23 protein-coding genes are annotated in these 26,531 nt (G+C 67.5%); 9 read left to right on the plus strand and 14 right to left on the minus strand.

Going from position 1 to position 26,531, the window contains the following annotated elements:
• Positions 1-239: 239 nt before the first annotated feature.
• The 7 genes from DES44_RS16590 (at position 240) to DES44_RS16620 (ending at position 8,674) form a co-directional block, all read left to right on the plus strand.
• A complete protein-coding gene (locus DES44_RS16590; RefSeq protein ID WP_170156687.1) occupies positions 240-2,501 on the plus strand; it encodes a TonB-dependent receptor in 2,262 nt (753 codons plus the stop codon).
• A gap of 61 nt (positions 2,502-2,562) precedes the next feature.
• Positions 2,563-3,768 carry an alkaline phosphatase D family protein gene (locus tag DES44_RS16595; RefSeq protein WP_058933657.1) on the plus strand — a complete coding sequence of 402 codons (1,206 nt, stop codon included), beginning with the start codon at positions 2,563-2,565 and terminating at the stop codon, positions 3,766-3,768.
• Positions 3,765-4,862, plus strand: coding sequence for an ABC transporter substrate-binding protein (locus DES44_RS16600; RefSeq protein ID WP_232309911.1), 1,098 nt, complete (start codon positions 3,765-3,767; stop codon positions 4,860-4,862). Before DES44_RS16595 ends, DES44_RS16600 begins: the two co-directional genes overlap by 4 nt.
• Entirely contained in the window at positions 4,859-5,779 is a 921-nt protein-coding gene (locus DES44_RS16605; protein WP_058933656.1) for an alkaline phosphatase family protein, read from the plus strand. Before DES44_RS16600 ends, DES44_RS16605 begins: the two co-directional genes overlap by 4 nt.
• Positions 5,780-5,787: 8 nt before the next feature.
• Positions 5,788-6,627, plus strand: coding sequence for an ABC transporter permease (locus tag DES44_RS16610; protein ID WP_058933655.1), 840 nt, complete (start codon positions 5,788-5,790; stop codon positions 6,625-6,627).
• Complete coding sequence (locus DES44_RS16615) at positions 6,624-7,538, plus strand: ABC transporter permease subunit (protein WP_058933654.1); 915 nt, start codon at positions 6,624-6,626, stop codon at positions 7,536-7,538. The genes DES44_RS16610 and DES44_RS16615 overlap by 4 nt, the downstream gene beginning before the upstream one ends.
• Positions 7,535-8,674 carry an ABC transporter ATP-binding protein gene (locus DES44_RS16620; RefSeq protein WP_083525277.1) on the plus strand — a complete coding sequence of 380 codons (1,140 nt, stop codon included), beginning with the start codon at positions 7,535-7,537 and terminating at the stop codon, positions 8,672-8,674. Before DES44_RS16615 ends, DES44_RS16620 begins: the two co-directional genes overlap by 4 nt.
• A gap of 63 nt (positions 8,675-8,737) precedes the next feature.
• Here DES44_RS16620 and DES44_RS16625 read toward each other — a convergent pair whose 3' ends face one another.
• From DES44_RS16625 to fba, 4 genes are all read right to left on the minus strand, one after another.
• On the minus strand, positions 8,738-9,877 hold the full coding sequence (locus DES44_RS16625; protein WP_058933652.1) for a hypothetical protein: 1,140 nt from the start codon (positions 9,875-9,877) through the stop codon (positions 8,738-8,740).
• A gap of 13 nt (positions 9,878-9,890) precedes the next feature.
• A complete protein-coding gene (locus DES44_RS16630; protein WP_058933651.1) occupies positions 9,891-10,787 on the minus strand; it encodes a phosphoribosylaminoimidazolesuccinocarboxamide synthase in 897 nt (298 codons plus the stop codon).
• A 106-nt stretch (positions 10,788-10,893) separates the two neighbouring features.
• On the minus strand, positions 10,894-11,337 hold the full coding sequence (locus tag DES44_RS16635) for a gamma-glutamylcyclotransferase family protein (protein ID WP_198164887.1): 444 nt from the start codon (positions 11,335-11,337) through the stop codon (positions 10,894-10,896).
• Between the two features lie 16 nt (positions 11,338-11,353).
• Positions 11,354-12,418, minus strand: a complete 1,065-nt coding sequence (gene fba, locus DES44_RS16640; RefSeq protein ID WP_058933650.1) for a class II fructose-bisphosphate aldolase — start codon at positions 12,416-12,418, stop codon at positions 11,354-11,356.
• Between the two features lie 289 nt (positions 12,419-12,707).
• Here fba and DES44_RS16645 point away from each other — a divergent pair, with 289 nt between their 5' ends.
• Positions 12,708-13,727, plus strand: coding sequence for an STAS-like domain-containing protein (locus DES44_RS16645; RefSeq protein ID WP_058933649.1), 1,020 nt, complete (start codon positions 12,708-12,710; stop codon positions 13,725-13,727).
• A gap of 566 nt (positions 13,728-14,293) precedes the next feature.
• Here DES44_RS16645 and pyk read toward each other — a convergent pair.
• Both pyk and DES44_RS16655 read right to left on the minus strand, forming a co-directional pair.
• Positions 14,294-15,724 (minus strand): pyruvate kinase, encoded by a 1,431-nt coding sequence (gene pyk / locus DES44_RS16650; protein WP_058933648.1) that lies wholly within the window; start codon positions 15,722-15,724, stop codon positions 14,294-14,296.
• A gap of 140 nt (positions 15,725-15,864) precedes the next feature.
• Positions 15,865-18,186 carry an NADP-dependent malic enzyme gene (locus tag DES44_RS16655; RefSeq protein WP_058933647.1) on the minus strand — a complete coding sequence of 774 codons (2,322 nt, stop codon included), beginning with the start codon at positions 18,184-18,186 and terminating at the stop codon, positions 15,865-15,867.
• A 353-nt stretch (positions 18,187-18,539) separates the two neighbouring features.
• On the opposite strand from DES44_RS16655, the gene pstS reads away from it, so the two are divergent.
• A complete protein-coding gene (gene pstS, locus DES44_RS16660; RefSeq protein ID WP_058933646.1) occupies positions 18,540-19,691 on the plus strand; it encodes a phosphate ABC transporter substrate-binding protein PstS in 1,152 nt (383 codons plus the stop codon).
• 30 nt (positions 19,692-19,721) lie between these two features.
• Here pstS and DES44_RS16665 read toward each other — a convergent pair whose 3' ends face one another.
• The 8 genes from DES44_RS16665 to def form a co-directional block, all read right to left on the minus strand.
• Entirely contained in the window at positions 19,722-20,915 is a 1,194-nt protein-coding gene (locus DES44_RS16665; RefSeq protein ID WP_058937149.1) for a phosphoglycerate kinase, read from the minus strand.
• 165 nt (positions 20,916-21,080) lie between these two features.
• Positions 21,081-21,410: a branched-chain amino acid transport AzlD family protein gene (locus DES44_RS16670; protein WP_058933645.1), complete on the minus strand. Its 330-nt coding sequence runs from the start codon at positions 21,408-21,410 to the stop codon at positions 21,081-21,083.
• Entirely contained in the window at positions 21,407-22,144 is a 738-nt protein-coding gene (locus tag DES44_RS16675; RefSeq protein WP_058933644.1) for an AzlC family ABC transporter permease, read from the minus strand. The genes DES44_RS16670 and DES44_RS16675 overlap by 4 nt, the downstream gene beginning before the upstream one ends.
• Positions 22,145-22,315: 171 nt before the next feature.
• Positions 22,316-23,080, minus strand: a complete 765-nt coding sequence (locus DES44_RS16680; RefSeq protein WP_058933643.1) for a head GIN domain-containing protein — start codon at positions 23,078-23,080, stop codon at positions 22,316-22,318.
• A gap of 105 nt (positions 23,081-23,185) precedes the next feature.
• The gene (locus tag DES44_RS16685) at positions 23,186-23,590 is read right to left on the minus strand and encodes a hypothetical protein (protein WP_198164958.1); all 405 of its coding nucleotides are present in this window, start codon (positions 23,588-23,590) and stop codon (positions 23,186-23,188) included.
• Between the two features lie 233 nt (positions 23,591-23,823).
• Positions 23,824-24,669, minus strand: a complete 846-nt coding sequence (gene htpX / locus DES44_RS16690) for a zinc metalloprotease HtpX (RefSeq protein WP_058933642.1) — start codon at positions 24,667-24,669, stop codon at positions 23,824-23,826.
• A 232-nt stretch (positions 24,670-24,901) separates the two neighbouring features.
• Positions 24,902-25,858 carry a methionyl-tRNA formyltransferase gene (fmt, locus tag DES44_RS16695; RefSeq protein ID WP_058937147.1) on the minus strand — a complete coding sequence of 319 codons (957 nt, stop codon included), beginning with the start codon at positions 25,856-25,858 and terminating at the stop codon, positions 24,902-24,904.
• Between the two features lie 41 nt (positions 25,859-25,899).
• Complete coding sequence (gene def, locus DES44_RS16700; RefSeq protein ID WP_058933641.1) at positions 25,900-26,415, minus strand: peptide deformylase; 516 nt, start codon at positions 26,413-26,415, stop codon at positions 25,900-25,902.
• Positions 26,416-26,531 lie beyond the last annotated feature (116 nt).

Below are 26,531 nucleotides of genomic sequence, written 5' to 3' on the forward strand. Positions count from 1 at the left end.
GCTGTCCTGGCGGGGCCGTTGGCGTTGCGGACCTTGCATTGGCGCAGCCCCACACGCCCGTTTCATGACAGTTTGAGGATTTTTCTGTGATGTTGTGGATTTCCAGCGAACAGATGTGTTTTTGCGTGGTTGTCGTTGTGTTGTCTTGAGGCTTTGTGAGAGTGCGCAGCGGCGTCGGCGCTGGCCGGCCCATGACCTCCCCCGGTCTTTCGCAACGCACCCCGATCACCGAGAACACCATGAAACATCCGCTGATGCCCACCACGCTGGTCCTGGCCCTGGGACTGGTCCATGCCCTGCCCGCTTTCGCCCAATCGAGCGACGGCAGCAGCCCCACCAGCGCCGGCAGCTCGGCCACCGAGCTGGAACGGGTGACCGTGAGCGTCGGTCGCGGCATGCTCCGCTCGGTGCAGAGCATGAGCCAGGCGGAATTCGAGAACGCACCGGCCGGCACCAGCCCGCTGCAGACGCTGTCGCGCCTGCCTGGTGTGAACTTCCAGGCCGCGGACGGCCTGGGCAACTACGAGTGGTCCACCCGCTTCACCGTCCGCAGCTTCTCGCAGAACCAGGTCGGCTTCACGCTGGATGACGTGCCGCTAGGTGACATGTCCTATGGCAACTTCAACGGTCTGCACATCAGCCGTGCCATCTCCAGCGAGAACATGGGTCGCGCGTCCCTGTCGCAAGGCGCCGGCGCCCTGGAAGCCGCATCGTCCAGCAACCTGGGCGGCACGCTACAGTTCTATTCCACCGATCCGTCCGACCGCTTCGGCGTGCGGGTCTCGCAGACCCTGGGCAGCGACTCCGACCGCCGCACCTTCCTGCGCCTGGACAGCGGCGCCACCGCCTTCGGCCAGGCCTACGTCAGCTACACGAATCAGTCCACCGACAAGTGGAAGGGCGATGGCCAGCAGCGCCAGGAACAGTGGAACCTGAAGTGGACGAAGTCGATTGGCGACAGTCGTGTCTCCGCCTTCGTGAACACCTCGCGCCGCAAGGAAGTGGACTACCAGGATCTGTCGCTGGCCCTGATCCAGAGCAAGGGCGACACCTGGGACAACTTCTACCCCGACTTTGCCGCCGCGGTGAAGGCCGCCAACACCCTGTGCGGCGCCAACGGCAGCACCTATGTGGCCGCCTGCGACGACGCCTATTACGCCGGCTCCGGCCTGCGCAATGACGAGCTGGCCGGCGCCTCGCTGGACCTGCGCCTGGCGGACCACACCACCTGGAAGACCACCGTCTACCACCACCACAACAAGGGGGCAGGCCTGTGGTTCACGCCCTACCAGGCCTCGCCGGACGGCACGCCCGTGTCGGTGCGCACCACCGAATACAGCATCCACCGCTGGGGCGTGGTCTCCAACGCGGAAATGGAGCTGGGCGACCATCTGGTCAAGGCCGGCGTCTGGTTCGAGGACAACGACTTCGACCAGGCCCGCCGCTTCTACGCCGCCAGCCCCAATGCCATTCCCAGCGTCTACGAGTTCCCGAGCAATCCGTTCCTGACGCAGTGGCAATACGCGTTCAACACCAAGACCACCCAGTTCTCCCTGTCCGACACCTGGACCCTGACCCGCGACCTGACGCTGGGCGCCGGCTTCAAGTCGCTGCGGGTGGCCACCGACGGCCAGCTCGAGCGCGGCACCGGCCTGCCGTCCGGCAAGATCACGGCGAAGAAGGGCTTCCTGCCGCAACTGGGCGTGAACTGGCGCCTGACCGAGAGCAACGAGCTCTACGCCACCGTGGCCAAGAACATGCGCGCCTTCCAGGCCGCAGGCACCGGCACCTCGCCCTATGCCACCACCGCGGCTGGTTTCGAGGCCATCAAGGGTTCGCTCAAGCCGGAAACCTCCGACACCTACGAAGCCGGCTGGCGGACCCGGGGTCGCGGTTATGAGGGCTCGGTCAGCGCCTACCTGGTCAACTTCCATGACCGGCTGCTGAGCGTGCAGCAGGGCTCCGGCATCCAGGGCAATCCGGTCGTGCTGTCCAACGTCGGCAATGTGCGGGCCACCGGCATGGAAGGCTCCTTGTCCTTCCGCCTGAGCAGCACCGTGAGCTGGTACAACAGCCTGAGCCTGTCCAAGGCCGAGTACCGGGACGATGTGGTCAGCAACAACGTGACCGTCGCCATCAAGGGCAAGCGGGTGACGGATGCGCCGGACACGATGTTCAAGTCGCAGCTGGGTTATGACGACGGCGCGCTGTTCGGCACGCTGGGGGTGGACTACCTGTCCAAGCGCTACTACACCTACACCAACGACAACTCGGTGCCGGACCGCACGCTGGTGAACCTCACCGCCGGCTATCGCATGAAGAACGTGGGCCTGCTGCGCGAGCTCAGCCTGCAGGGCAGTGTGAACAACCTGCTGGACAAGCACTACATCTCCACCATCGGCAGCAACGGCTTCACCAACAGCGACCCCACCGGCACCTACGCCACGCTGCTGCCTGGTGCGCCGCGCCAGGTCTTCGTGACCCTCACCGGCAAGTTCTGACATGGACGGCAAGCCTCTAGGCACGGGGGAGGACCGCCTTCCCCTCAGCAGGCGCCGCCTGATGCTGGCGGGCTCTTTGGCCGCCAGCCCGCTGGCGGCGGTGGGGCAGGCGATGGCTGCGCCAGCGCCGGCGGTGGCCGTGGGCGCGGCCTCGGGGGCCTCCGGGGCATCGGGGGCATCGGCGGCATCGGGTTCGCAGCCCGGTGGCCCCGCTGCCGCCGGTCGCACCCGCATGCGCATCGCCTTCGGCTCGTGCGCGAAGCAAAGCAAGCCGCAGCCGATCTGGCAGGCGATTCGCGCCGCGCAGCCGGACCTGTTCATCTTCCTGGGCGACAACCTCTATGCCGACGCCCGGGACGAAGCCACGCTGCGCCAGCGGTATGCCGAGTTCATGGCCGTCGAGCCGCTGCAGGCTTTCCGTCGCGACACGCCGCACATCGCCATCTGGGACGACCATGATTTCGGCGATGACGACGAAGGCGCGGACTATCCGCTCAAGCGTCTGTCCCAGCAGCTGTTCTGCGATGCATGGAATGAGCCGGCGGACTCCCCCCGCCGCCGCAATGACGGCATCTACACCCACTCCCACTACGAGGTGGCGGGCCGCCGCGTGCAGGTCATCCTGCCCGACCTGCGCTTCAACCGCAGCGCGCTGACCAACGACCCGCGGCTCAAGTCGAGTTACGGGGCCATGGTGCTGCGGGCCAAGCTCAGCGGCCAACCGATGACCGGCTGGTATGTGCCCGACCCCTCCCCCAGCGCCACCATGCTGGGCGAGGCGCAGTGGCGCTGGCTGGAAGCCTGTCTGCGGGAGCCGGCGGACATCCGCCTGATCGGCTCCAGCGTCCAGTTCGCCGCCGAGGGCAGCGGCTGGGAATGCTGGGCAAATTTTCCGCATGAGCGGGAGCGGCTGATCCGCCTCATCCAGGAGACCGGCGCCAACGGCGTGGTCTTCCTCAGCGGGGACATGCACTACGCGGAGATGTCGCGCCTGGACGTGCCGGACGCCTATCCGCTCTGGGACGCCACCTCCAGCGGGCTGACCGAGGTCTGGAACATCCCCACGCCCAACCGCAATCGCCAGTCCGAGGTGCTGGCCGCCTGCAACTTCGGCCTGCTCGACCTCGAAGCCGACGGCGCCGACCTGCAGCTGCGCTTCTCGCTGTGTGACCAGCAGGGAGAGCCCCGGCTCACCCGGACGCTGGCCTTGTCCTCCCTGCGCCTGCCCACCGCCGGGCCTGCGCCTTCCACCGATCGCCTGCCATGAGCGCCATGCTGTCCCGTCGCCACCTGCTCCATGCGGCGCCTGCCCTGCTGGGCGGCGCCTTGCCCTCCCTGCTGCGGGCCCAGCCCGGCGAGGCCACGTCGGCCTCGCCCGCGCTGCAGGCGCTGATCGCCGGCGCGCGGCAGGAGGGACGCATCCACAGCCTGGGCATGCCGGACGACTGGGCCAACTGGCGTGCGGTGTGGGCGGATCTGCAGCGCCTGTACGGACTGGTGCATGTCGACACCGACATGAGCAGCGCAGAAGAGATCGCCAAGATGGAAGCCGAGCGCAGCAATGCAACGGCCGACATCGGCGACGTGGGCTTCGAATTCGGCCCCATTGCCAAGGCGCGAGGCCTCACGCGGCCCTACAAGCCCTCCACCTGGGCGCAGGTGCCGGACTGGGCCAAGGATGCCGACGGCCACTGGGCGCTGGCCTACACTGGCACGCTGGCCTTCGCGGTGAACCGCCGCCGCGTCAAGGACATTCCGCGCAGCTGGCAGGCCCTGCTGGCCAGCGATGCGCGGGTGCTGGTCGGCGAGGTGGGGCGCGCTGCGCAGTCCAATGCCGCCGTGCTGGCCGCGGCCATCGCCCTGGGTGGAGACGAGACCCGCCTGGCGCCGGCCCTGGCCGCCTTCGCCCGGCTGTCGGCGCAGCGCCGGCTGGTGCATGTGAACGGCAGTCCGGCACTGATGGAACGCGCAGAGGCGGATGTCTTCCTGCTCTGGGACTTCAATGCCCTGAGCTACCGCAAGAAGCTGCCCAATGCGGCCGACTATGAGGTGCTGATCCCGTCGGACGGCTCGGTCACCAGCGGCTACACGACGCTGCTGAACCGTTATGCGCCGCATCCGAACGCGGCGCAACTGACCCGCGAATTCATCTTCAGCGATGCCGGCCAACTGCACCTGGCGCGCGGCCATGCACGCCCCATCCGCATCGACCATCTCAGCCTGCCGGCCGACGTGACCGCCACGCTGCTGCCTGCCGCGCAATATGCCAAGGCCCGCGCGCTAAAACCCACGGTCTGGACCGAGGAAGTGAAGAAGCTGCCCCGTGCCTGGCAACGTGAGGTGCTGGGAGCCGGGCGGTGAACGCGTCTTCCGCGGAGCTGCCGCGCCGTTTGGTGCTGCTGCTGGCCGATGGCCTGAGGGCCGACACGGCGCGGGACTACATGGGCTATCTGCAGGCGCTGCAGGAAGCGGGCCGCGCGCGCGCCTGCGAGCTGCGCTGCGAGCTGCCCAGCCTGTCACGACCGCTCTATGCCACGGTCATCAACGGGGAGCCGCCGCTGGTGCACGGCATCCTGGGCAACGGACAGGCCGGGCAGGCTCTGCCGCATCATCTGTTCCAGCGTCTGCACGCCCAGGGACTCACCAGCGCGGTAGCGGCCTATCACTGGTTCCATGAGCTGCTCAGCGGCGAGGTGTTTGATCCGCTGCGCCATCGCGACGCGCTCCCGCCGGGCACCGGCATCGTCGGCGCCCGCTGGTATTGGGAAGACGACTATCCGGACAGCCATCTGCTGGCGGATGCCGAGTCGCTGCGGCAGCAGCATGCGCCGTCGCTGCTGTTCATTCATCCGATGGGCCCGGACCTGGCCGGCCATCAGCATGGGGCGGAGTCGCCCGCCTATGCCATGAGTGCTCGCAAGCTCGACATGCTGCTGTCGCAACTGCTGCCCCGCTGGCATGCGGCCGGCTACGACCTGCTGCTCACCAGCGACCACGGCATGAATGCGGACCGCATGCATGGTGGCCCCTTGCCGGTGGAGCGGCTCGTGCCGCTGATCTGGGTGCCTCACCCGGCCGGCGAGGCTGGCGAGAGCGGCTCAAGCGGCCCTGGCGCCGGTAGCGCCGGTACCGCCGGTAGCAGCGATAGCACCGACATCACCGACAGCACCGAGATCGCCACGCACTGGGACCCGCTGGCAATTCCCCTGCCGCAGCGCCAGACCGACATCGCCGGCTGGGTCCTGGACTACCTCGGCGCGGCAGACGGCCCGCGCTGATCCGCATCATGTTCACTCGTCGCGCCGCCGTGGGATGGGCCCTGCCGCTGATGCTGCTGATGGGCGGCGCCCTGGTGCTGCCGTTTGTATGGCGCACCGGGCTGCTGCTGTCGGACTGTGCGCAGCAGGAGGCCGGCTGCGCCCTGGCCGAACTGGTCGCGGACGATGAATACCTGCGCGCCGCCTGGAACACCTGGTGGCTGTCGACGGTCTCGGCCCTGCTGGGCCTGCTGCTGGGACTGGGCAGCGCCGTGGCATTGCGACAGCGTCCCGGCGCGCGACCGGCCCTCTCGGCGCTGGCGAGCCTGGGCGCCAACCTGTCCGGCGTGCCGCTGGCCATGGCGCTGATGGTGCTGCTGGGGGCGCAGGGCGTGATCCCTCTGGCGGCGGACGCGATGGGCTGGCCGCTGCGGCTGGATCTGCAGGGCATGGGCGGCCTGCTGCTGGCTTACGTCTGCTTCCAGGCGCCGCTGGCGACGCTGCTGCTGGTGGCACCGGTGGGCCTGATGGACCGCTCGCTGCAGGAAGCTGCCGCGACGCTGGGCGCGCCGGACGGACTCTTCTGGCGACGCGTCGGTCTGCCGCTGCTGCTGCCCAGCCTGGTGGAGACCTTCGGCCTGCTGTTCGCCAATGCCGCGGCGGCCTTTGCCACGCCCTTTGCCTTGTCCGGCACGTCGGCTCAGGTGCTGGCGGTGCGCATGGCGTCGCTGGTCAGCGGCGACATCTTCGCCCAGCCGGAGCTATCGGCGCTGCTGGCGCTGCTGCTGTTCAGCATGATGGCGGTGATGCTGGCGGCCAGCCGGTGGGCCGCCGCCCGCTGCCGCCGTCTGCTGGAGGGCACGTCATGAGCAGGACGCCGGACAGGACCCTGCGCCGATGGAGGGGGCCGTCCTGGTCTTTCCTGGCGCTGATCATCCTGCTGGTGCTGATCCTGGTGCCGATGATCACGCTGCTGCTGTATGGCCTGAGCGAGCGTTGGGACCAGCACCTGTGGCCCGAGCACCCGACGCTGCGCTGGCTCACCGAAGCGGCGACGGACCCGCGGGTGCAGAGCGCCGCCGCCCGGACCGCGGCCTACGCACTGGCCAGCGCCGTGCTGGCCCTGGCCTGCGGCGCGCTGGCGACGGTGCCCGCCGTGCTTGGCGCGCAGCTGGCAGGCGCGGGTTCCGGCGGTGGGCGTCGCAGCGGGCGTCGCGGTGGACGCGCGCATGGGGAAGGCGGCGGGCTGCTGCGCCTGCTGGACGCCCTGGCGTTGCTGCCCTTTGCGATCGCGCCGGTGGTGATCGCCATCAGCGCGCTGGAGCTGTTTGTGGGGCGTCTGGGCGCCTGGCTGCCCACGCCGCTGGTGTACGCGGCGGTGGTCGCGCCCACCCTGTTTCCGCTGGTGCACAAGACGCTGCAGTCGGCCCTGCATCAGCTGCAGGCCGCCGCGCTGGTGGAAGCCGGACGCACGCTCGGCGCCAGCGATGCGCATCTGCTGCGCCGCGTGTTGCTGCCGCTGCTGGCACCGGCCCTGCTGGCGGCGCTGATGCTGGCCTGGGTCACGGCGGCCATGGAATTTGCCATCGCCAACCTGCTGCTGGGCGGCGAGCAGGAACTGCTGCAACCGCTGATGAACAGCCTGCGCAACGTCAACGGTCACCAGGCGGCGGCCTTGATGACGCTGGTGCTGGTCGGCATGGCCGCATTGATGGCGCTGGCGGGCCTGCTCACTTCCTTTCAACGCACGCGCGCCGGCGCGTCTCGCTCCACGACATGACACTGATGGCCGATACGCCGCACCAGGCGCCCTCCACATCCCCCGATGCCGACATGCAGTTGCACGTGGACGAGGCCTGCCTGAGCCTGGGAGGTCGCACGGTGCTGGACGCCGTGAGCCTGCGCCTGGCGCCGGGAGAGGTGGTCGCGCTGCTGGGTCCCTCGGGCTGCGGCAAGACCAGCCTGCTGCGCAGCATCGCCGGCCTGCAGCGGCTGGACGGGGGACGCATCCACATCGCCGGGCGCGACGTCAGCGACTGGCCGGCCCAGGCGCGGGAGATCGGCATGATGTTCCAGCACTACGCGCTGTTTCCCAACCTGAGCGTGCAGGAGAACATCGGTTTCGGCCTGCGGGCCCGGGGCGCGCAGCCGCAGGCCGTGGCCGCGCGCACGCAGGCCTTGCTGGCGATGGTCGATCTGCAGGCCCTGGCGTCGCGCCTGCCGGCGGCGCTGTCCGGCGGGCAACGGCAGCGGGTCGCGCTGGCCCGCGCGCTGGCGCCGCAGCCGCGACTGCTGCTGATGGATGAGCCGTTCTCGGCCCTCGATGAGCACTTCCGGCTGCCGCTGCGGCGGCAGTTCCGTCAGCTGCAACGGGCCCTGGGGCAGTCCTGCCTGATCGTCACCCATGACCGGGAAGAGGCCTTCGAACTGGCGGACCGGGTGGCCGTGATGCTGGGGGGTCGGATCGTGCAGTGCGCGTCGCCGCGTACCTTGTGGCGGGAGCCGGCGACGGTGGCGGTGGCGGACTTCCTGGGCGTGTTCAATCGCCTGGACGCTCGCGGGCTGGAGGGCGCGTGGCGACGGGAGAGCGGGCAGTGGCTGGCGCCCATCGAGGCGATGCAATGGCTGCCCGCAGGCATCCCGTGGCCGGAGGATGCACTGCGCCTGCAGGCACGGCTGCAGGCGGTGTATTGGGGGCAGCAGCGGGTGGCGATGGAGCTGCTGCTGGAGGGATGCGAACGGTGGGGCGACGCTGGCGTTGCGTCAGCTTCAACGGCAACGGCAGCGTCAGCGGCCGCGTCTCAGCATCCGCGTCCCCTCACCGTCTGGTGCGACCATCATGCATCGTTGCCTGAACCCGGGCAGGTGCTGCGGCTGGCAGTGCCGGCCTCGGCGCTATGCTGGTTGCCCGATTAGGCGACGGCTGCCGGCAGACTATCCGTTGACAGCACGCCCCTTTGGACCCGTCCCGTCAGCCGATCATCCCGTCAGCCCGCTCTCCGTCAATGCCTCACGCCAATGCCGCTGATGGGCGGCAAACTGGCCCCACACCTCGGTGGCCAGGGCCTCATGGCGCTGCGCATCCGCCGTCTCGCCGAGCAGGCGGTAGACCTGGGCCAGCCGGCTGTGGGTGATGGCCTGGTCGTCCAGGTCGCAGCGCGGATCGAGTTCGATCTCGGCCTCGCGGGCCTGCAGCAGCGCCAGGTCCGGCTGCCCGCTGTTGGCACGGCACCAGGCCACATCGGACAGCAGGCTGCTGCCCAGCCGCTCCAGGCCCAGTGACATGGCCTGCGGCAGGTGCTGTTCATACAGCTGCCGCGCCTCCTCGAAGCGACCTTCGACGGTGAGCACCTGGGCGCGCAGCACCGGGGTGAGCTCGTTCATCATGGCTGCGCCGACGGCGGCGTCGTAGTGATCGACCGAATCGACGCTCAGCAGCATTTCCTGCACCCGCACCGCCCCGCTGAGGCTTTCGCGGCGCAGCTGTGCCACCCGCATGGCCGCCATGTTGTACATGAGGGCCGACAAGGTGGTGTCGTCTCCTTCGGCCGTGGCGTGGCGGCGGGCCTGCTGGTACCAGCGCTGGGCCGTTTCGCTCTCCCCCGTGAAATGCCAGGACACGCCCAGCGCCATGCCCAGCCGCGCCAGAGCGCCGTGGTCCACGTCGGGCCGCGCCAGCGACAGGCAGCGACGCGCATGCAGGATCAGCCCGTCCAGCTCGTGCCGCACAAAGGCCAGTTGCGTCAGCCAGGCATCGGCCAGCACCTGCACCTCTTCCAGCCCGGGATGGGTGGAGGCGATCACATGGGCACGCTGGATGCGCTCCTGGGCCGGCTGCAGGGCAAAGCCGTTGTAGTAGGCCATCAGGCCTTCGGCCAGGTGCAGCCAGGCGCCGATGTCCGCATGGGGATGCTGGAAGGACAGCTGGTGCAGCACCGTCAGCGCTTCACGCGCCTCCGACAGGGCGCCGTGACGGGCCAGTTGCATGGCCCGGCGGGCCCGCGGGCCGACCGATGCCATCGGCGACGGGGCCGCGGCGACCTGCTGGTCCAGCTGCTTGAAGAGTCGCGACTTGATGGCCGCGGTGGCGGCGCTGGAGGCGGGTGTGGGAGCGTCCATGGCCGTTGCGCTTTCAGCGTGTCAGCCGTTCAAGCGCTTCCTGGTACTTCTCGGAAGTCTTGGTGATGACGTCAGCGGGCAGCGTGGGCGGCGGTGCCACCTTGCCCCAGGGCTGGCCGTTGACGGTGGCCTGCTCCAGCCAGTCGCGCAGGAATTGCTTGTCGTAGCTGGGCGGGTTGCTGCCGACGGCGTAGCTTTCAGCCGGCCAGTAGCGGGACGAATCGGGCGTGAGCACCTCGTCCATGAGGGTCAGGGTGCCGTCGGCGTCCAGGCCGAATTCGAACTTGGTGTCGGCAATGATGATGCCCTTGGTCAAGGCGTAATCAGCCGCACGGCGGTAGAGCTGGATGGCGATGTCGCGCACCCGCTCGGCCATGTCGCGGCCGATGATGGCGACGCAGCGCTCGAAGTCGATGTTCTCGTCGTGGTCGCCCATCTCGGCCTTGGTGGCCGGGGTGAAGATGGGCTCGGGCAGCTTGCTGGCGTTCTGCAGGCCGGGCGGCAGTTGCACGCCGCAGACGGTGCCGCTGGCCTTGTATTCGGACCAGCCGCTGCCGGCCAGGTAGCCGCGCACCACGGCTTCGATGGGCAGGGGCTTGAGCCGCTTGACCAGCATGGCGCGGCCACGGACCTGGTCCTGCTCATCCGCCGTCACGACCGACAGCGGATCGTCGCCGGTGAGGTGGTTGGGGACGATGCCCTCGAGCTTGTCGAACCAGAACAGCGCCATCTGCGTCAGCAACGCGCCCTTGCCGGGAATGGGCTGGTCCATGATGACGTCGAAGGCCGAGATGCGGTCCGACGCGATCATCAGGATGCGGTCTTCACCCACGGCATAGTTCTCGCGCACCTTGCCGCGGGCAAGGAGGGGAAGGGAGCGGATGGAGGAGGTATGCAGGGCGGCGGTCATGGACGGTGCGCACAGGGCAGTGCGAGGCTGGTGCGGGAGAACTTCGGGATTCTAGGGAAGTTCTGCGTCAGGTCCGAGATCCGCGCTTGTGGTTCTGGGGGGGCGGTCAGCCGGCTGTGGGCGGCTTGGTCGCGTCGAAGCCCGCATACTGCTCGATGAAGCGGGCCTTGCCCTCGCTGGCAAAGCGCGCTTCATCCCACGCGCCGGGCTCCAGGGCGGCAGCCCGGTCTTCCTTGAAGAGATAGGTCCAGGCCCGCAGGGGCAGGCCGTCCGGGCCGGTGATCAGCACTTCGCTGCGCTGGTAGTCGTCGCCTTCGAAGGCATCGAGCCGGGGCCAGGCGGCCTCGGGCAGGTCCAGGTAGACGCAGCCGGAGACATCGCCGCCGGTGTGGGGACGCAGGCCGGGATAGTCCTGGCCGCGGACCGGATGGCGCGCATGGTCCGCCAGTCGGGCCGGCTGCGGGGGATGGGCGGGCGCGGCGTCGGGTCCGCAGACCCGGGCCATGATGTCGGCCCACATGAGCGAGCCGTAGACGAAGAGGTGGGCCACGTCGCCGCGCGCCGGTTTACTGCACCACCTGGGCCAGTTCGCCGCTGGCGTAGGCCTTGGCGGTGTCCGCCAGGCTGCGCGGCTTGATCTTGCCGGCCTGGCCTTCGCAGCCAAACTCCACATAGCGCTGCTTGCAGATCAGCTTGGCCGCTTCGCGGGCCGGCTTGAGCCACTCCCGGGCATCGAACTTTTCCGGGTTCTCATGCAGGAACTTGCGGACGGCGCCGGTCATGGCCAGGCGGATGTCGGTGTCGATGTTGATCTTGCGGACGCCATACTTGATGGCTTCCTGGATCTCCGACACTGGCACGCCGTAGGTTTCCTTCATGTTGCCGCCGTACTGGCGGATGATCTCCAGCAGGTCCTGGGGCACGCTGGAGGAGCCGTGCATGACCAGGTGGGTGTTGGGGATGCGGGCGTGGATTTCCTTGACGCGGCTGATGGCCAAAATGTCGCCGGTGGGCTGGCGGGTAAATTTGTAGGCGCCGTGGCTGGTGCCGATGGCAATGGCCAGCGCATCCAGACCGGTGGCCTTGACGAATTGCGCCGCTTCTTCAGGATCGGTCAGCAGGGAGGCATGGTCCAGCACGCCTTCGGCGCCGATGCCGTCTTCCTCACCGGCCATGCCGGTTTCGAGGGAGCCCAGGCAGCCGAGTTCGCCTTCGACGGTCACGCCGACGCGGTGCGACAGTTGCACCACTTGGCGGGTCACGTCGATGTTGTACTCGAAGGAGGCGGGCGTCTTGCCGTCGGGCATGAGCGAGCCGTCCATCATGACCGAGCTGAAGCCCAGGTCGATGGCGCCCTGGCAGATGGCCGGGGTTTGGCCGTGATCCTGGTGCATGACCAGGGGGATGTGGGGATACGCTTCGACTGCCGCCTGGATCAGGTGCTTGATGAAGCTTTCGCCGGCATATTTGCGGGCGCCGGCGCTGGCCTGGAGGATGACCGGGGCGTTGACTTCGTCAGCCGCCGCCATCACCGCCTGGACTTGCTCCAGGTTGTTGACGTTGAATGCAGGAATGCCATAGCCCTGTTCAGCGGCATGATCCAGCAGTTGGCGCATCGAGACGAGTGCCATGAGAGTTCTCCGGAGAAGTGAATAATTCTTGAGGCGTGGACGCACCCGGGGGCAGGCGATGTAACCACGCCGTAACTGCAACGATTCTAGCCAGCCCCTGTGAGGTCCCTGTGTCGGCAGCTGTAACGTCCCCCAAACAAGTGCTGCGAGCCATGGAGGAGCCGCGTTCACAGTCGCCCCTGGAACGGGGGTCTGTGCGCTTGCACACCGACAAGCGGCGCCGGTAGGCTTGCGGACCAGGGGGAGCAAACTTCGTGCCTTCGCCCCAAGCTGTCATTCGTGGAGTTTCATGACCCGTCTTGTGCTGGACCAGTTGACGTTGTGGATCACCGCCGCTGCCAATGAACATGGGCTGGATCTGGCCTCGTATGTGGAGGAGCGCACCGGCGCGAGTCGGCGGGCGGCGCAGGCGGCGCTGAAGCGGCTGGTGGACGCCCAGTGGCTGGTGCGCAGTGGGACGGGACGGCGTCCGATGTACGCCCCCGGTCCGCTGCGGCAGGTGGTGCGCAGCTTCACGCTGCACCAGTTGCAGGAGGACGTGGCTTGGCAACGGGATTTCGCGCCCCACTTTGATTTCCCCCGGCATGTGCAGCGGATGGTGCAGCATGCCTTCACCGAGCTGGTGAACAACGCGATTGATCACAGCGGCGGGACGAGCGTGACGGTGTCGCTGCGGCAGACGCCGCGGCATGCGCAGTTGCTGGTGTCGGACGATGGATGCGGAGTGTTCGAGAAGATCTGCGGCACCTACGAGCTGACCGATGCTCAGCATGCGATGCTCGAATTGAGCAAGGGCCGGCTGACGACCCAGCCTCAGGCCCACACCGGGCGGGGGCTGTTCTTCAGTTCGCAGTTGGCGGATGTGTTCGATATCCATGCCAACGGAAAAGCCTTCCAGCGACGCGCCTGGGAAGGCAACGCCTGGCAACCCGGGCGCGGGCTTTCGCGTCAGGGAAGCTCCATCTACATGGCCGTTTCTCTGGACACCTCCCGAACCCTCGATCAAGTCCTCGGTCAGTGGAGCATCGACGGCTCCGGCATCGCGTTCGATCAGACACGCGTCATGCTTCAGCTCGTCGTCGGGCCAGGTCAGATGCTCGACTCCCGCGCCCAAGCGCGCCGTGTGGCCACCCGGTTGCCTCAATTCAAACGCGCTGAAGTCGACTTCGCTGGCGTCGAGGATGTCGGGCATGCGTTCGCCGATGAGCTGTTTCGGGTGTTCGCTAAAGCGCATCAGGAAGTGGAACTCGTGCCGGTCAATATGTCGCCCAGGGTCGCTGCGTTGGTGGAGGCGGTGAAGAACGTTTGAAGCGGTGTTCGAACGGTCGTGTTTTTGGCGTGGATCGGCGGGGGGGGAGTTGTCACGGCGCGCTGGGGGGGCCGAGCGAGGAAGCAGGATGGGGGCGGGCTGGGGGTTGCGAGTCCGGAGGTCTTGAGGGCAAAGCCCTCAAGACTCCCCTGCGGTGCTCGGAAGTCGGGGCGGGCCCAACTCGCTTCGCTCACCTTCGGCTCGCTACGCTCAAACAGCCGGTCCCTCTAGCTAGTCATTGATGCGCGCTCCGCGCGCCCCCGACTTCCTCCGCTCCTCGGCTCCTCCCACGCAACCCCCAGCCCGCCCCCATCCCGCTTCCCTTCCCCGTTCAGCGCACACTCGGGGAAAAACTCCCCCCTTCAAGACCTTCAGCCTTGGGAGGAAACAACAGGGGTCAGCGCGCAGCAGTCAGCAGTCAGCAGTCAGCAGTCAGCAGTCAGCGGTTAGCCGTTAGCCGTTAGCCGTTAGCCGTTAGCCGTTAGCCGTTAGCCGTTAGCCGTTAGCGTTTTGGAGGTTAGCGGTTGGCGGCTTTCGCTTGGCGTCCAGCGTCTCGGCTCTCTGGCTCAGCCGACGCGGCAGACCTTCAGCATGTTCGTGCCGCCGGGGTAGCCCATCGGCTCGCCGCAGGTGATCGCGTAGGTGTCTCCCGGCTTGAGCACGCCGCGCGCGACCAGCAGCTCTTCCGCCGCCTTCAAGGCCTGGTCACGGTCATCAAAGTTGGGCATCAGCACCGGCGTGACATTGCGGTAGAGCGCCATCTTGCGGTGGGTCAGCACTTGCGATGTCAGCGCATAGATCGGGACATGGATGCGGTGACGGCTCATCCACAGTGCCGTCGAACCCGACTCGGTCAGCGCAACGATGGCCTTGCAGCCCAAATGGTGCGCAGTGAAGAGCGCGCCCATGGCGATGGACTGGTCAATGCGGCCAAACTGCCGGTTGGCAAAGTCAGTGTCCAGGCTCACGAATTCGGCGTTCTCCGCCTCCAGCGCAATGCTGGCCATCTGCTCGATGGTCTCGACCGGGAAGCGGCCCGCGGCCGTCTCGGCACTCAGCATGACCGCATCGGTGCCGTCCAGCACGGCATTGGCGACGTCGGACACCTCCGCACGCGTAGGCACCGGGTTGACGATCATGGACTCCATCATTTGCGTGGCCGTGATGCAGAGCTTGTCCAGCTCCAGCGCCATGCGGATCATGCGCTTTTGCAGCGCCGGAACCGCCGCATGGCCCACTTCCACGGCCAGGTCGCCCCGCGCCACCATGATGCCGTCGCTGGCCTTGAGGATGGCTTCCAGGTGCGGAATGGCTTCGTAGCGCTCGATCTTGGCAATCATGCCGGGCTTGTGGCGCCAGCGCTCACCCGCCACGTTGGCCAGTTGCCGGGCCATTTCCATGTCGGTGGCATTCTTGGGGAAGCTCACCGCCAGGTATTCGCACTGGAAGGACATCGCCGTCTTGATGTCCTCCATGTCCTTGGCCGTCAGAGCCGGCGCCGTGAGGCCGCCGCCCTGCTTGTTGATGCCCTTGTTGTTGGACAGCTCACCGCCCTGCTTGACGATGGTGTGCACCTGCGAGCCGCGCACCGACTCCACCGTCAGCACCAGCAGGCCGTCATTGAGCAGCAAGGTGTCGCCAGGCTTCACGTCGCGCGGCAGTTCCTTGTAGTCCAGGCCCACGCACTGTTCATTGCCCAGCTCGGTACGGTCGGCATCCAGCACAAAAGGCGTGCCGTTGATCAGCTCGATCTTGCCGTTCTCGAACTTGCCCACCCGAATCTTGGGGCCCTGCAGGTCGGCCATGATGGCCACTTCCTTGCCGGCCCGCGCCGCCGCTTCCCGCACCAGACGCGCACGGTCAATGTGATCCTGCGCCTTGCCGTGCGAGAAGTTCAGACGCACCACGTCCACCCCCGACTGAATCATCCGCTCCAGCACCTCCGGCGAAGAAGATGCAGGACCCAGGGTAGCGACGATCTTGGTGGCGCGGAACATGGCGTTGTCTCGGTCTGAAATTTAGTTACAGCAGCCGATTATGGATCGCATCCAGGTCGGCGAGAGGTTCCTGAAGGTTACCAGCGGGTTTCCAACACGGGGAACCGGCAAGCGCGGCTCCCCGTGCGAACCTCAGACAGTCAGGCCGCCCGGTTGGCCTGGACGTCCGCCACCGCCAGCGCCGTCATGTTGACGATGCGGCGCACCGTGGCCGACGGCGTCAGGATGTGCACCGGACGCGCCGCCCCCAGCAGGATGGGGCCCACCGTGACGCCCTGGCCGCCGACGATCTTCAGCACGTTGAAGAGGATGTTGGCCGCATCCAGCGTCGGCAGCACCAGCAGGTTGGCCTCGCCCTTGAGGGTGCTGTCCGGCAGGAAGGTGTGACGCACGTCCTCGGAAAGAGCGGCGTCACCATGCATTTCGCCGTCGCATTCCACGTCCGGATGCTGTTCGACGAAGAGGTCACGCGCCTCGCGCATCTTCACCGCCGACGGCCGCTTGCTGGAACCGAACATCGAATGCGAGAGGAAGGCCAGCTTGGGCGGCAGGCCAAAGCGCTTGAGCTCGTCCACCGCCTGAGCCGCAATTTCTGCAAGCTGGTCGGCATCCGGGTCGTCATTGACGAAGGTGTCGGCAATGAACAGGGTGCGCTGGTCCAGCATGAGCGCATTCATGGTGGCGAAGTTGCGCACGCCGGGCTTGAGGCCAATGAGGTTGTTGACATGCTCCAGGTGAGAGTCAAACCGGCCGACCAGGCCGCAGATCATGGCGTCCGCATCGCCCAGGTGGATGGCCAGCGCCCCAATGGTGGTGTTGGAGCGGCGCACCGCCGACTTGGACATCTCCGGCGTGAAGCCCTCGCGGCCCATGATCTGGTGATACGCCTCCCAGTACTGGCGGAAGCGGGCATCGTTCTCGGGGTCGATGACGGCCACATCCTCGCCCAGCTTCAGGCGCAGGCCCGCACGCTGGATGCGCATCTGGATGACTTCCGGACGTCCGATCAGCGTGGGACGGGCCAGGCCTTCATCCAGCGCGACCTGCACGGCGCGCAGCACGCGTTCGTCCTCGCCTTCCGCATAGATGACACGGGCCGGCGAGGCCTTGGCCGCAGCAAACACCGGGCGCATGAACATGCCGGTCTGGTAGACGAAGCGCGAGAGCTGCTCGCGGTAGGCGTCCATGTCCTGGATCGGCCGCGTGGCCACGCCGGACTCCGCCGCTGCCTTGGCCACCGCCGGCGCAATACGCAAGATCAGGCGGGCATCAAAGGGCTTGGGAATGATGTAGTCCGGGCCGAAGACCAGCTCCTGGCCTGCATAGGCCGCCGCCACTTCCGGCGGTGTCTCGGCCTTGGCCAGCGCGGCAATCTCGCGCACGCAGGCCAGCTTCATGGCTTCGGTGATCTTGGTGGCGCCACAGTCCAGCGCGCCGCGGAAGATGTAGGGGAAGCACAGCACGTTGTTGACCTGGTTCGGATAGTCCGAACGGCCCGTGGCCATGATGCAGTCCGGCCGCGCCTGCTTGGCCAGCTCCGGACGGATCTCCGGCTCCGGATTGGCCAGCGCCAGGATGATGGGCTGGCGGGCCATGGTGGCCACCATCTCACCGGTCAGCACGCCCGCAGCGGAGCAGCCCAGGAAGACGTCAGCCCCCTGCACCACGTCCGCCAGGGTGCGGGCCGGCGTGGTCTGGCAGTACCGGCGTTTGGACTCGTCCAGCTTGGACGCATCGGCACGGTCGGTCTGGATGACACCCTTGGAGTCCACGACGAAGATGTTCTCGCGCTTGACGCCCAGGCCCACCATCACGTCCAGGCAGGCAATGGCCGCAGCGCCCGCGCCCGACACCGCCACCTTGACCGCCCCAATGTCCTTGCCCACCAGCTCCAGGCCGTTGAGCAGCGCCGCGCTGGAGATGATGGCCGTGCCGTGCTGGTCGTCGTGGAAGACCGGAATGTTCATCCGGGCGCTGAGCTGCTTCTCGATGTAGAAGCACTCCGGCGCCTTGATGTCTTCCAAATTGATGCCGCCCAGCGTGGGCTCCATCGCCGCAATGATCTCGACCAGCTTGTCCGGGTCCCGCTCGGCCAGCTCGATGTCAAACACATCAATGCCGGCAAACTTCTTGAACAGGCAGCCCTTGCCCTCCATCACCGGCTTGGCAGCTAGCGGACCGATGTCGCCCAGGCCCAGCACCGCCGTGCCATTGGTGATCACTCCCACCAGGTTGCCCCGCGAGGTGTACTCCGCCGCCAGGGTCGGGTCCTTCTCGATGTCCAGGCACGGATACGCCACCCCCGGCGAATACGCCAGGGACAGGTCGCGCTGGTTGGACAGGGCCTTGGTCGGCGTGACGGCAATCTTGCCGCGGGTCGGCAGGCGGTGATAGTCCAGCGCAGCCTCACGCAGCGCCGCTTCGGCAGGACTCAGGCCGTGGCCGTCGTTGTGTTCACTCATGCGGGTTCTCCATCGCGACCTATCGCGAACCATCGCGAATCGGGATCTGAATTCGACAGGGGTTGAATCGGCAGCCAGCAGCCTTCAGGCCGCCATGCGCCCCATTAGACAGGAGCCCCTACTCCCGCAAACGGGCCCGAAGCTTAAAGGCTGTTGAAAGCCCGTGCCGATGCTTTCAGTTTTGACTTCCATGCAAAGATGGCCTTCGATCGGGCGCTGTCCAACCCCCTGGCTGCAACATTCGCACAACACCTGGAGAGCGCTCCCCAGAAACCGCAGCTGCAACGACATGTTTCTGAGGCATGCCCTCCCTAGAATCGCGCCCGCCTCCCAGCCTTCGTGATTGCCAGAGCATGCCTTTCAAGATTTCCTGTCTGTCCTTGTCCGTTCCCGGCGCGTGCAGTGCTGCGACCACCACATCCACGCCCGCCCGTGCCCGCACGGCCCGCCAGGGCGGGCTCCGTCCCCTCCTGCTGGGCGCCCTGATGACGCTCACGGTGACGCTCTCAGGCAGCGCATTCGCGCAGGTCAAGGGCGCGGGGGCCTCGTTCCCCTCCCTGGTCTACGGCCGCTGGGCCGTCGCCTACGAAAAGAGCAGCGGCGGCCAGCCCGTGACCTACAAGGCCACCGGCTCGGGCGATGGCGTAAAGCGCATCACCGCCCGCGAGGTGCAATTCGGCGGCAGTGATTCGCCGCTGTCCGCGGAAGAGCTGGCCAAGCGCCATCTGGTGCAGATTCCGATGCTGGTGGGCGGCATCGTGCCGGTGGTGCAGTTGCCCAGCGTTCCGGAAGGCCGCCTGCAACTGAGCGGCGAGGTGCTCGCCGACCTGATGGCCGGGCGCATCCGTCAATGGAACGATCCGCGCATCGCAGCGCTGAACCCGGGCCTTCCCCTGCCCGCCCTGGCCGTGCGGCGCGTGGTGCGGGCGGACAAGTCCGGCACGTCCGAAGGCTTCACCCGCTACCTGAGCGAGGTCTCGCCGGAATTCGCGGCGGAGATCGGCGTGAATGCCCAGCCCAAGTGGCCCGGCGAGGTGGAACGGGCCGAAGGCAACGACGGCATGGTCAAGGCCCTGAAGGCAGCGCCCGGCTCGATCGCCTATGTCAGCTATGACCGGGTGCAGGCGGAGCGGCTCAATGCGGTGAAGCTGCGCAATGCCGCTGGTCAATGGGTGAGCGCCACCGAAGCGGGCTTCCGGGCCGCCATCGCCGAAAGCGATCTGTCGCGTCGTGGCGATGACCTGGCGTCCCTGATGAACCGGCCCGGCGCCAACAGCTGGCCCATCACCATGACCAGTTTCATCCTGATCGACGCCACGCCGCCCAAGGGAGAGGAAGCCTCCCCGGTGATGCGCTTCCTCTACTGGTGCTTCATGCACGGCGACGACCTGACCCGCGGCACCGGCTTTGCACCGCTGCCGCTGACGCTTCAGTCGAAGCTGGCCGCTCGCTTTGGCGCCGTGAAGGCGCAGGACGGCAAAGCGCCGGTCTATCAGGCGATGTAATCGCAGCGGGCCCCGAAGGGCCCTGGATGCTCAGCCCGCCGCGCGGCGGCTGAGGATCTCGAAGGCCGGCAAGGTCTTGCCTTCCAGCACTTCCAGGAAGGCGCCACCGCCGGTGGAGATGTAGCCCACGTCCTTCTCGATGCCGTACTTGGCAATCGCCGCCAGGGTGTCGCCACCGCCGGCAATGGAGAAGGCGTCCGACGCCGCAATGGCGCGGGCGATGGTCTCGGTGCCCTTGGCGAAGGCATCGAACTCGAACACCCCCACCGGACCGTTCCACACCACCGTGCCGGCCGCCTTGAGTTGCTCGGCCAGTTGCGCCGCGGTCTTGGGGCCGATGTCCAGGATCAGGTCATCGTCCGCCACGTCCGTCGCCGCCTTGACAGTGGCCGGCGCGTCCGCGGCAAAAGCCTTGGCCGTCACCACATCCACCGGAATCGGCACGGCCGCGCCGCGCGCCTTCATGGCTTCGATCACCGCCTTGGCTTCGTCCACCAGGTCCGGCTCGGCCAGCGATTTGCCGATCTTCAGGCCCGCCGCCAGCATGAAGGTGTTGGCAATGCCGCCGCCCACGATCAGGCCGTCCACATTGGCCGACAGCGACTTGAGGATGGTCAGCTTGGTCGAGACCTTGGAGCCGGCCACGATGGCCACCAGCGGTCGCTTCGGATTGGCCAGGGCCTTGGTGATGGCATCGATTTCCGCGGCCAGCAGCGGCCCGGCGCAGGCAATCTTGGCGAACTGCGCGATGCCGTAGGTGGACGCTTCGGCCCGGTGCGCAGTGCCGAAGGCGTCGTGCACGAAGATGTCGCACAGGGCAGCCATCTTGCGCGAGAGTTCTTCGCTGTTCTTCTTCTCGCCCTTGTTGACGCGGCAGTTCTCCAGCAGCACGACCTGGCCCGGGGCCACGTCCACGCCGTCCACCCAGTTGGCCTTCAAGGGCACGTCGCGGCCCAGCAGCTCACTCAGGCGACGGGCCACCGGGGCCAGCGAGTCTTCCGGCTTGAATTCCCCTTCGGTGGGGCGACCCAGGTGGGAGGTGACCATCACCGCAGCGCCCGCCTTCAGGGCCATCTCGATGGCGGGAATGCTGGCCCGCACGCGGGTGTCCTCGGTGATCTCGCCCGCGTCATTGAGCGGCACGTTGAGGTCTGCGCGGATGAACACACGCTGCTGGTCGACCTTGCCGGCACTGATCAGGTCGGCGAAACGCAAGACATTCATGGTGGATAGGCTGAAGTTGTGGGAAATCTGCGGCATGAGCCATGCCAGTCGGGGCGAAGCTTACCAAGAGGCAGAGGCTCGCCCGACGCGGCGCGTGTCCAAAAGCAGGGACTGCACGGGCAGCCCGGCCCGGCCCGGCCAGGGCCAGTGCCCAGGCTCAAGCGCTCACCACCCCAGGCCGATGCGCAGCGACAGCATCACCACCGTGCCGCTGACGATGGTGCCCAGAATGCCGCGCTTCCAGAAGAAGTAGGCCGTGGCCACCGCAGTGGCGTACAGACGCGCATCCTTCCAGGTGGACACCAGCTCGCCCTGCGTCATGACGATCTCCGGCACGATCACCGCCGCCAGGGCCGCCAGCGGCGCATACCGCAGGCCGTCCCGCAGCCAGTCGGGCATGGGCACCTCTCGGTCCGGAATGAGGAAGAAGCCGCGGGTCAGCACCGTGATCAGCGCCATGCCCGCAATGCCCAGCACCGTTTCCCAGCCGCTCATGCTGCCCTCCCGCCGCGTGCGTCGGTGGCTGGGGCCCAGCGCTCCATCATGAGCCCGGCCGCCACGGCCGCCGCAATCGCCACCAGGATGTTCAGACGCAGCGGCAGGCCGTAGGCCGCCACCGCCGCACAGGCCGCCACGGCCGCGGACACCCAGGTGTTGCGGTTGCCCAGCAGCGAATAACTCAGGCCCAGCAGAGCCAGCACGCCGGCAAAGCCCAGACCCCAGTTCGTCGGTATCCGGTCAGCCAGGAAGATGCCGGCCACAGCGGGTACCTGCCAGGCAAACCAGTTGATCGCCACGCCGCCCCAGAAGTACGGCACCTGCCGCTCCGGGTCGGGTTTCATGTCCGGGAAGCGCTTGAGGAAGGCGACGTAATTGAGGTCGGCGGCGAAGTAGGCCATCCACAGGCGCTGGCCCCGGGGCAAGGGCGCGAGGTAGTGCCGCCACTGCGTGCTGAAGATGACGAAACGCAGGTTGACGCAGAAAGAGGTGGCCCACAGCACCCACAGCGGCGCGCCGCTGGCCAGCAGCGGCAGGGAGGCCAGCTGCGAGCTGCCCGCAAACACCACCAGGCTCATGAAGAGCGCCATGCCGGCGCTCAGGCCGCTCTTGACCATGGCTACTCCGGTCACCAGCCCCCAGGCGGAAATGCCCAGGGTGATGCCCAGCATGTCGCGGGCGCCTTGGCGGAATTCAGGATGGCGCCAGTGCGCGGGAAAAAGGTCGGCCATAGCGGGATTGTCGGGCCTGGACTGTCAGCGGTGTCGTCCCTCGCCCACGCCGGACCCGGGGCAGGTCCGGCATTCGCCCGGCATCGGGGGGAACGGCCGCCGCCCAGCCATGGGCAGGACCTCGACAGCCGTGCGATGGATGGAAGTTGGGCGGGCTTATCCCGCCCGCGCTCAGTCCTTCAGGCGACGCACCGAGCCCGAGCCGGCGTTGGACATGCTGATTTCCGGGTTGCCCACATAGCCGACGTCGCCAGAGCCCGCGATGCTCACATCCAGTTTGCGGCGGGCCTGGACGGTCACGTCCCCGCTGCCGGCGATGCTGACCTTGGCGGCTTCCACCGCCAGCTCCCGGGCCTTCACGTCGCCGCTGCCGGTCACGCTGACCGCGAGCACGTTGGCCTTGCCATTGGCCGCGATATCCCCGCTACCAGAGACCCGCAGGCCGATGCGGTCGGCTTCGACACCGATCAGGCGGATGTCCCCGCTGCCGGCGATGCTCGCATCCAGGGGGCCGCTGGTCTTCATGCCCTCGACCCGGATCTCGCCCGATCCGCTGATCGACACGCCGCGCAGGTCCCGCAGCTCGATGGTGATGACCGGCGTGGTGCTGCTGTTGAGGTGATAACCGCGCTTGGAGGTGACCTCCAGCGTGCGCCCTGCGCGTCCGCTGACCACCTTCGTCTCGAGGTAGGGCTGCAGGTTGCTGTCCGTGCGGACCTCGACCTTGTCGGCACCGGCCTGGCGCACCATGACCTTGAAGCTGCTGGACAGGGCGACCGCCTCGAAGCTTTCCAGGTCGCGCCGCTCGGTCGTTACGTCCCCGTTGCCCTCCACCCGCTGGGAACCCCCGATGCTCCAGGACCACGCGTGGGCGGAACCGGCCGCGGCCAGTCCGATCAGCGTGAGGGCGAAGCAGCGGCGTGTGGTCTTGTTCATGGATGCAATCTCCTGGGATTCGGAATGATCGCATCTTCGGCCCGACCCCCAGCAGGGGGCCAGCCCCGGGTGACGAACTGCAAGGGCGCGGGGATGAACTGCTCGTCAGCCCTTGCTCTTTGTGCCCTTGTCGGACTTTTCAGCCTTGTCGGCTTTCTCCCCCTTGGCCGACTTGGCAGGAGGCTCGTCCTCCTCGGCCTGCGAGGCGCTGTCCGCCGGTTTGCTGGCCGCACCGTGCGCCACGACCGGCCGGGTGCCCTCCAGCTTGTTCTCGCGCATGTATTCGTCCATCTCGCGCCAGCCGTCGTACACCGCCGCCTTCTGGGCCTTGGGATTGAGGGCGTAGCAGTCCTCGATGGCCCGCATCGCATTGCGGCAGGCGCCACCGATGGCCTTGCCCTCGGCCTCCTTGGCCGCCGCCACCTTGGCCGGGTCCTCGATGCCGAGCTGGTCGCAGCCGGACAGCAGTATCGCCACGCCCAGCGCGGAGGGCAGCAGACCCAAACGCAGGCGCCGGTGAGAACGGCTGCGGGCCGCCGGCAGGGTTGCCGACGCCGAACCCGCCGCATGAACAGCCGCGTGAACAGCCGCAGGAACAGGAACAGGAGAGGAAACAGAAACGGGCCCCATGTCGGAGCCCGCAGGATCAGCCACCGCGTCGGGAATGCGGTGGGGGGAGGACAGGGGCCAGCTCAGCTTCATCATGTCGATATCGGCCGGGCGAGGCGCCCCTTGAGCCGCAGTTACCGGCGCACCATCGCCATCAGGCGCGCAATGCGCTCCTCGGTCGAGGGGTGCGTGCTGAACAGGCCCCGCAGCCCACCGCCCGAGAGCGGGTTCATGATCATCATCTGGGCCGTTTCCGGATGGCGTTCGGTGGTCTCCAGAGGAATGCCCTGAGCATACCGGTGGATCTTGTCCAGCGCAGCGGCCAGCGCCTGCGGGTCGCCGGAGATTTCCGCACCGCCGCGGTCGGCTTCAAATTCACGGGCCCGGCTGATGGCCATCTGGATCAGGCTGGCCGCGATCGGCGCCAGCAGCGCCACCAGCAGACCCACCAGCGGGTTGGCCGGACGGCCTTCACTGTCGCGACCGCTGAAGAACATGGCGAAGTTGGCCAGGGCGGAGATGGCACCCGCCATCGTGGCGCTGATGGTAGAGATCAGGATGTCCCGATGCTTCACGTGGGCCAGTTCATGCGCCATCACGCCGCGCAGCTCACGCTCGCTCAGCACCCGCAGGATGCCGGTGGTGGCCGCCACCGCCGCGTTGGCCGGGTTGCGGCCGGTGGCGAAGGCGTTGGGCGCGTCTTCCTGGATCAGGTAGACCTTGGGCATCGGCAGCTGCGCACGCTGCGCCAGTTCCTGCACCATGCGGTAGAACTGCGGCGCGCTGCGCTCGTCCACCTCCTGGGCGTTGTACATCTTCAGCACCAGCTTGTCCGAGAACCAGTAGCTGAAGAAGTTCATGGCCAGCGCGAACACCAGCGCCAGCATCATGCCCTGCTGTCCTCCGATGACGGACCCGATCACCATGAAGAGCGCGGTGATCGCGGCCATCAGGATGGCGGTCTTCATCAGGTTGAACATGGCAATCTCCTCAATCCTCACAGCAGATGGAATGGACCCAGTGCACAGTACACCGTCCTGAGGAACCATGTGACGGCAATACCGGCCACTTCAAGTCGGCCCGGCCTGATGACACCATCGGAATACACGAAGTTGGTTCGTTGAAGACCTCGGAAATTCCGCAAGCCGCCGGCGGGTCTCAGGCCCGGGCTCGGGCCCGGGCTCGGGCTCCAGCGAGGGCTGGGGCCTAGGCTCAGCCCAGCCGCTCCCCAGGTTTGAGCGGCCGCGACTGCAGGAAGGCCGCCGCAGGCAGGCGCTTGCCGCCGGCGCGCTGAAGCTCCAGCAGGCGCACCGCCCCTTCGCCGCAGGCCACCACCGGTCCTTCGGGAGACACCGCCAGCACCTCGCCGGGGTCGCCGGAGCGCCCTTGGCCATCCGCCACCTCGGCACGCCAGACCTTGAGCGCTTCGCCCTCCAATTGCGCCACGCCGCCCGGGAAGGGGTCGAAGGCGCGCAAGCGGCGGGCAATCTGCTCCGCGCTGTCGCTCCAGCGGATCTGGCTCTCGGCCTTGTCGATCTTGTGGGCGTAGGTGACACCCTCCTCCGGCTGGCGCCTGGGTTGCAGACGGCCGGTCGCAGCCTGCACCAGCGCCGCGATGATCAGCTTGCCCCCCAATGCCGCCAGGCGGTCATGCAGCCGGGCGGTGGTGTCGTCAGCGGCAATCGGCTCGCGCGCTTCGAGCAGCATGTCGCCGGTGTCCAGGCCCTCGTCCATCTGCATGATGGTGATGCCGGTCTGCGCGTCGCCGGCCTCGATGGCCCGATGGATGGGGGCGGCACCGCGCCAGCGCGGCAGCAGCGAAGCATGGATGTTCAGGCACCCCAGGCGCGGCGTGGTCAGCACCCAGGCCGGCAGGATGAGGCCATAGGCGGCCACCACGAGCACGTCCAGGCGGGCAGCTTCCAGAGCCGCGCGACCGGCCTGCGCCTCGTCCGGGAACTTGCCGTCCAGGCGCAGGCTCCGCGGCTGTGCCACCGGCAGCTGATGCTGCACAGCCAGTTGCTTGACCGGAGACGCCTGCAGCTTCATGCCGCGGCCGGCCGGACGGTCGGGCTGGCTCAAGACCAGCGGCACGGTCACGCCGGCCTCCAGCAGCGCGGCCAGCGCCACGGCCGCGAACTCGGGCGTGCCCGCAAAACCCACGCGCAGACCGCGCAGGGCACTCAGGTCGTCCGGGGACAGGCCTTGCATCAGCGGACCTTGGCGTCTTCGCGTGCTTTTTTCACGAGCTTGGTCTTGATGCGCTCCCGTTTCAGGGGGCTCAGGTATTCCACGAACACCTTGCCGGCCAGATGATCCATCTCATGCTGGACGCAGACGGACAGCAGGCCTTCGGCATCGAACTGGAAGGTGTTGCCGTCGCGGTCCAGGGCCTGGACGGTGACCTTGCGGTGGCGCATGACCTTGTCGTAGATGGTGGGCACCGACAGGCAGCCCTCCTCACCTTCGATGAGGTCGTCGCTCTTGAAGACCAGCTCCGGATTGACCAGCACCAGCGGCTGATTGCGCTCTTCCGAGACATCCATCACGAGAACGCGCTCATGCACATCCACCTGCGTGGCGGCCAGGCCCACCCCTTCGGCGGCATACATGGTCTCGAGCATGTCGTCCGCCAGTTGGCGGATGCGGTCGTCCACCGCTGCCACAGGCTGGGCCACGGTATGCAGGCGAGGATCGGGATAACGAAGAATGTTGAGTTTGGACATGTTGAAGACCTGTGCGCTTGTGGACACAACACAACGCCGGTTTGTAAGGGCTTGCAAGCGGGGGCGGCTCCCTTCATTGCGGGTACCCCTGAATCTGGGCAGAATCGCCGCCAGCG

It is taken from the genome of Roseateles depolymerans, assembly GCF_003387155.1.
Lineage (GTDB): Bacteria > Pseudomonadota > Gammaproteobacteria > Burkholderiales > Burkholderiaceae_C > Roseateles > Roseateles depolymerans.

Excerpts from the sequence above, each read along its gene's own strand:
- DES44_RS16590 (WP_170156687.1), top strand. The coding sequence starts at position 240 with ATGAAACATCCGCTGATGCCCACCACGCTGGTCCTGGCCCTGGGACTG.
- DES44_RS16595 (WP_058933657.1), top strand. The coding sequence starts at position 2,563 with ATGCTGGCGGGCTCTTTGGCCGCCAGCCCGCTGGCGGCGGTGGGGCAG.
- DES44_RS16600 (WP_232309911.1), top strand. The coding sequence starts at position 3,765 with ATGAGCGCCATGCTGTCCCGTCGCCACCTGCTCCATGCGGCGCCTGCC.
- DES44_RS16610 (WP_058933655.1), top strand. The coding sequence starts at position 5,788 with ATGTTCACTCGTCGCGCCGCCGTGGGATGGGCCCTGCCGCTGATGCTG.
- DES44_RS16615 (WP_058933654.1), top strand. The coding sequence starts at position 6,624 with ATGAGCAGGACGCCGGACAGGACCCTGCGCCGATGGAGGGGGCCGTCC.
- DES44_RS16620 (WP_083525277.1), top strand. The coding sequence starts at position 7,535 with ATGACACTGATGGCCGATACGCCGCACCAGGCGCCCTCCACATCCCCC.
- DES44_RS16625 (WP_058933652.1), bottom strand. The coding sequence starts at position 9,877 with ATGGACGCTCCCACACCCGCCTCCAGCGCCGCCACCGCGGCCATCAAG.
- DES44_RS16630 (WP_058933651.1), bottom strand. The coding sequence starts at position 10,787 with ATGACCGCCGCCCTGCATACCTCCTCCATCCGCTCCCTTCCCCTCCTT.
- fba (WP_058933650.1), bottom strand. The coding sequence starts at position 12,418 with ATGGCACTCGTCTCGATGCGCCAACTGCTGGATCATGCCGCTGAACAG.
- DES44_RS16645 (WP_058933649.1), top strand. The coding sequence starts at position 12,708 with ATGACCCGTCTTGTGCTGGACCAGTTGACGTTGTGGATCACCGCCGCT.
- pyk (WP_058933648.1), bottom strand. The coding sequence starts at position 15,724 with ATGTTCCGCGCCACCAAGATCGTCGCTACCCTGGGTCCTGCATCTTCT.
- DES44_RS16655 (WP_058933647.1), bottom strand. The coding sequence starts at position 18,186 with ATGAGTGAACACAACGACGGCCACGGCCTGAGTCCTGCCGAAGCGGCG.
- pstS (WP_058933646.1), top strand. The coding sequence starts at position 18,540 with ATGCCTTTCAAGATTTCCTGTCTGTCCTTGTCCGTTCCCGGCGCGTGC.
- DES44_RS16665 (WP_058937149.1), bottom strand. The coding sequence starts at position 20,915 with ATGAATGTCTTGCGTTTCGCCGACCTGATCAGTGCCGGCAAGGTCGAC.
- DES44_RS16670 (WP_058933645.1), bottom strand. The coding sequence starts at position 21,410 with ATGAGCGGCTGGGAAACGGTGCTGGGCATTGCGGGCATGGCGCTGATC.
- DES44_RS16675 (WP_058933644.1), bottom strand. The coding sequence starts at position 22,144 with ATGGCCGACCTTTTTCCCGCGCACTGGCGCCATCCTGAATTCCGCCAA.
- DES44_RS16680 (WP_058933643.1), bottom strand. The coding sequence starts at position 23,080 with ATGAACAAGACCACACGCCGCTGCTTCGCCCTCACGCTGATCGGACTG.
- htpX (WP_058933642.1), bottom strand. The coding sequence starts at position 24,669 with ATGTTCAACCTGATGAAGACCGCCATCCTGATGGCCGCGATCACCGCG.
- def (WP_058933641.1), bottom strand. The coding sequence starts at position 26,415 with ATGTCCAAACTCAACATTCTTCGTTATCCCGATCCTCGCCTGCATACC.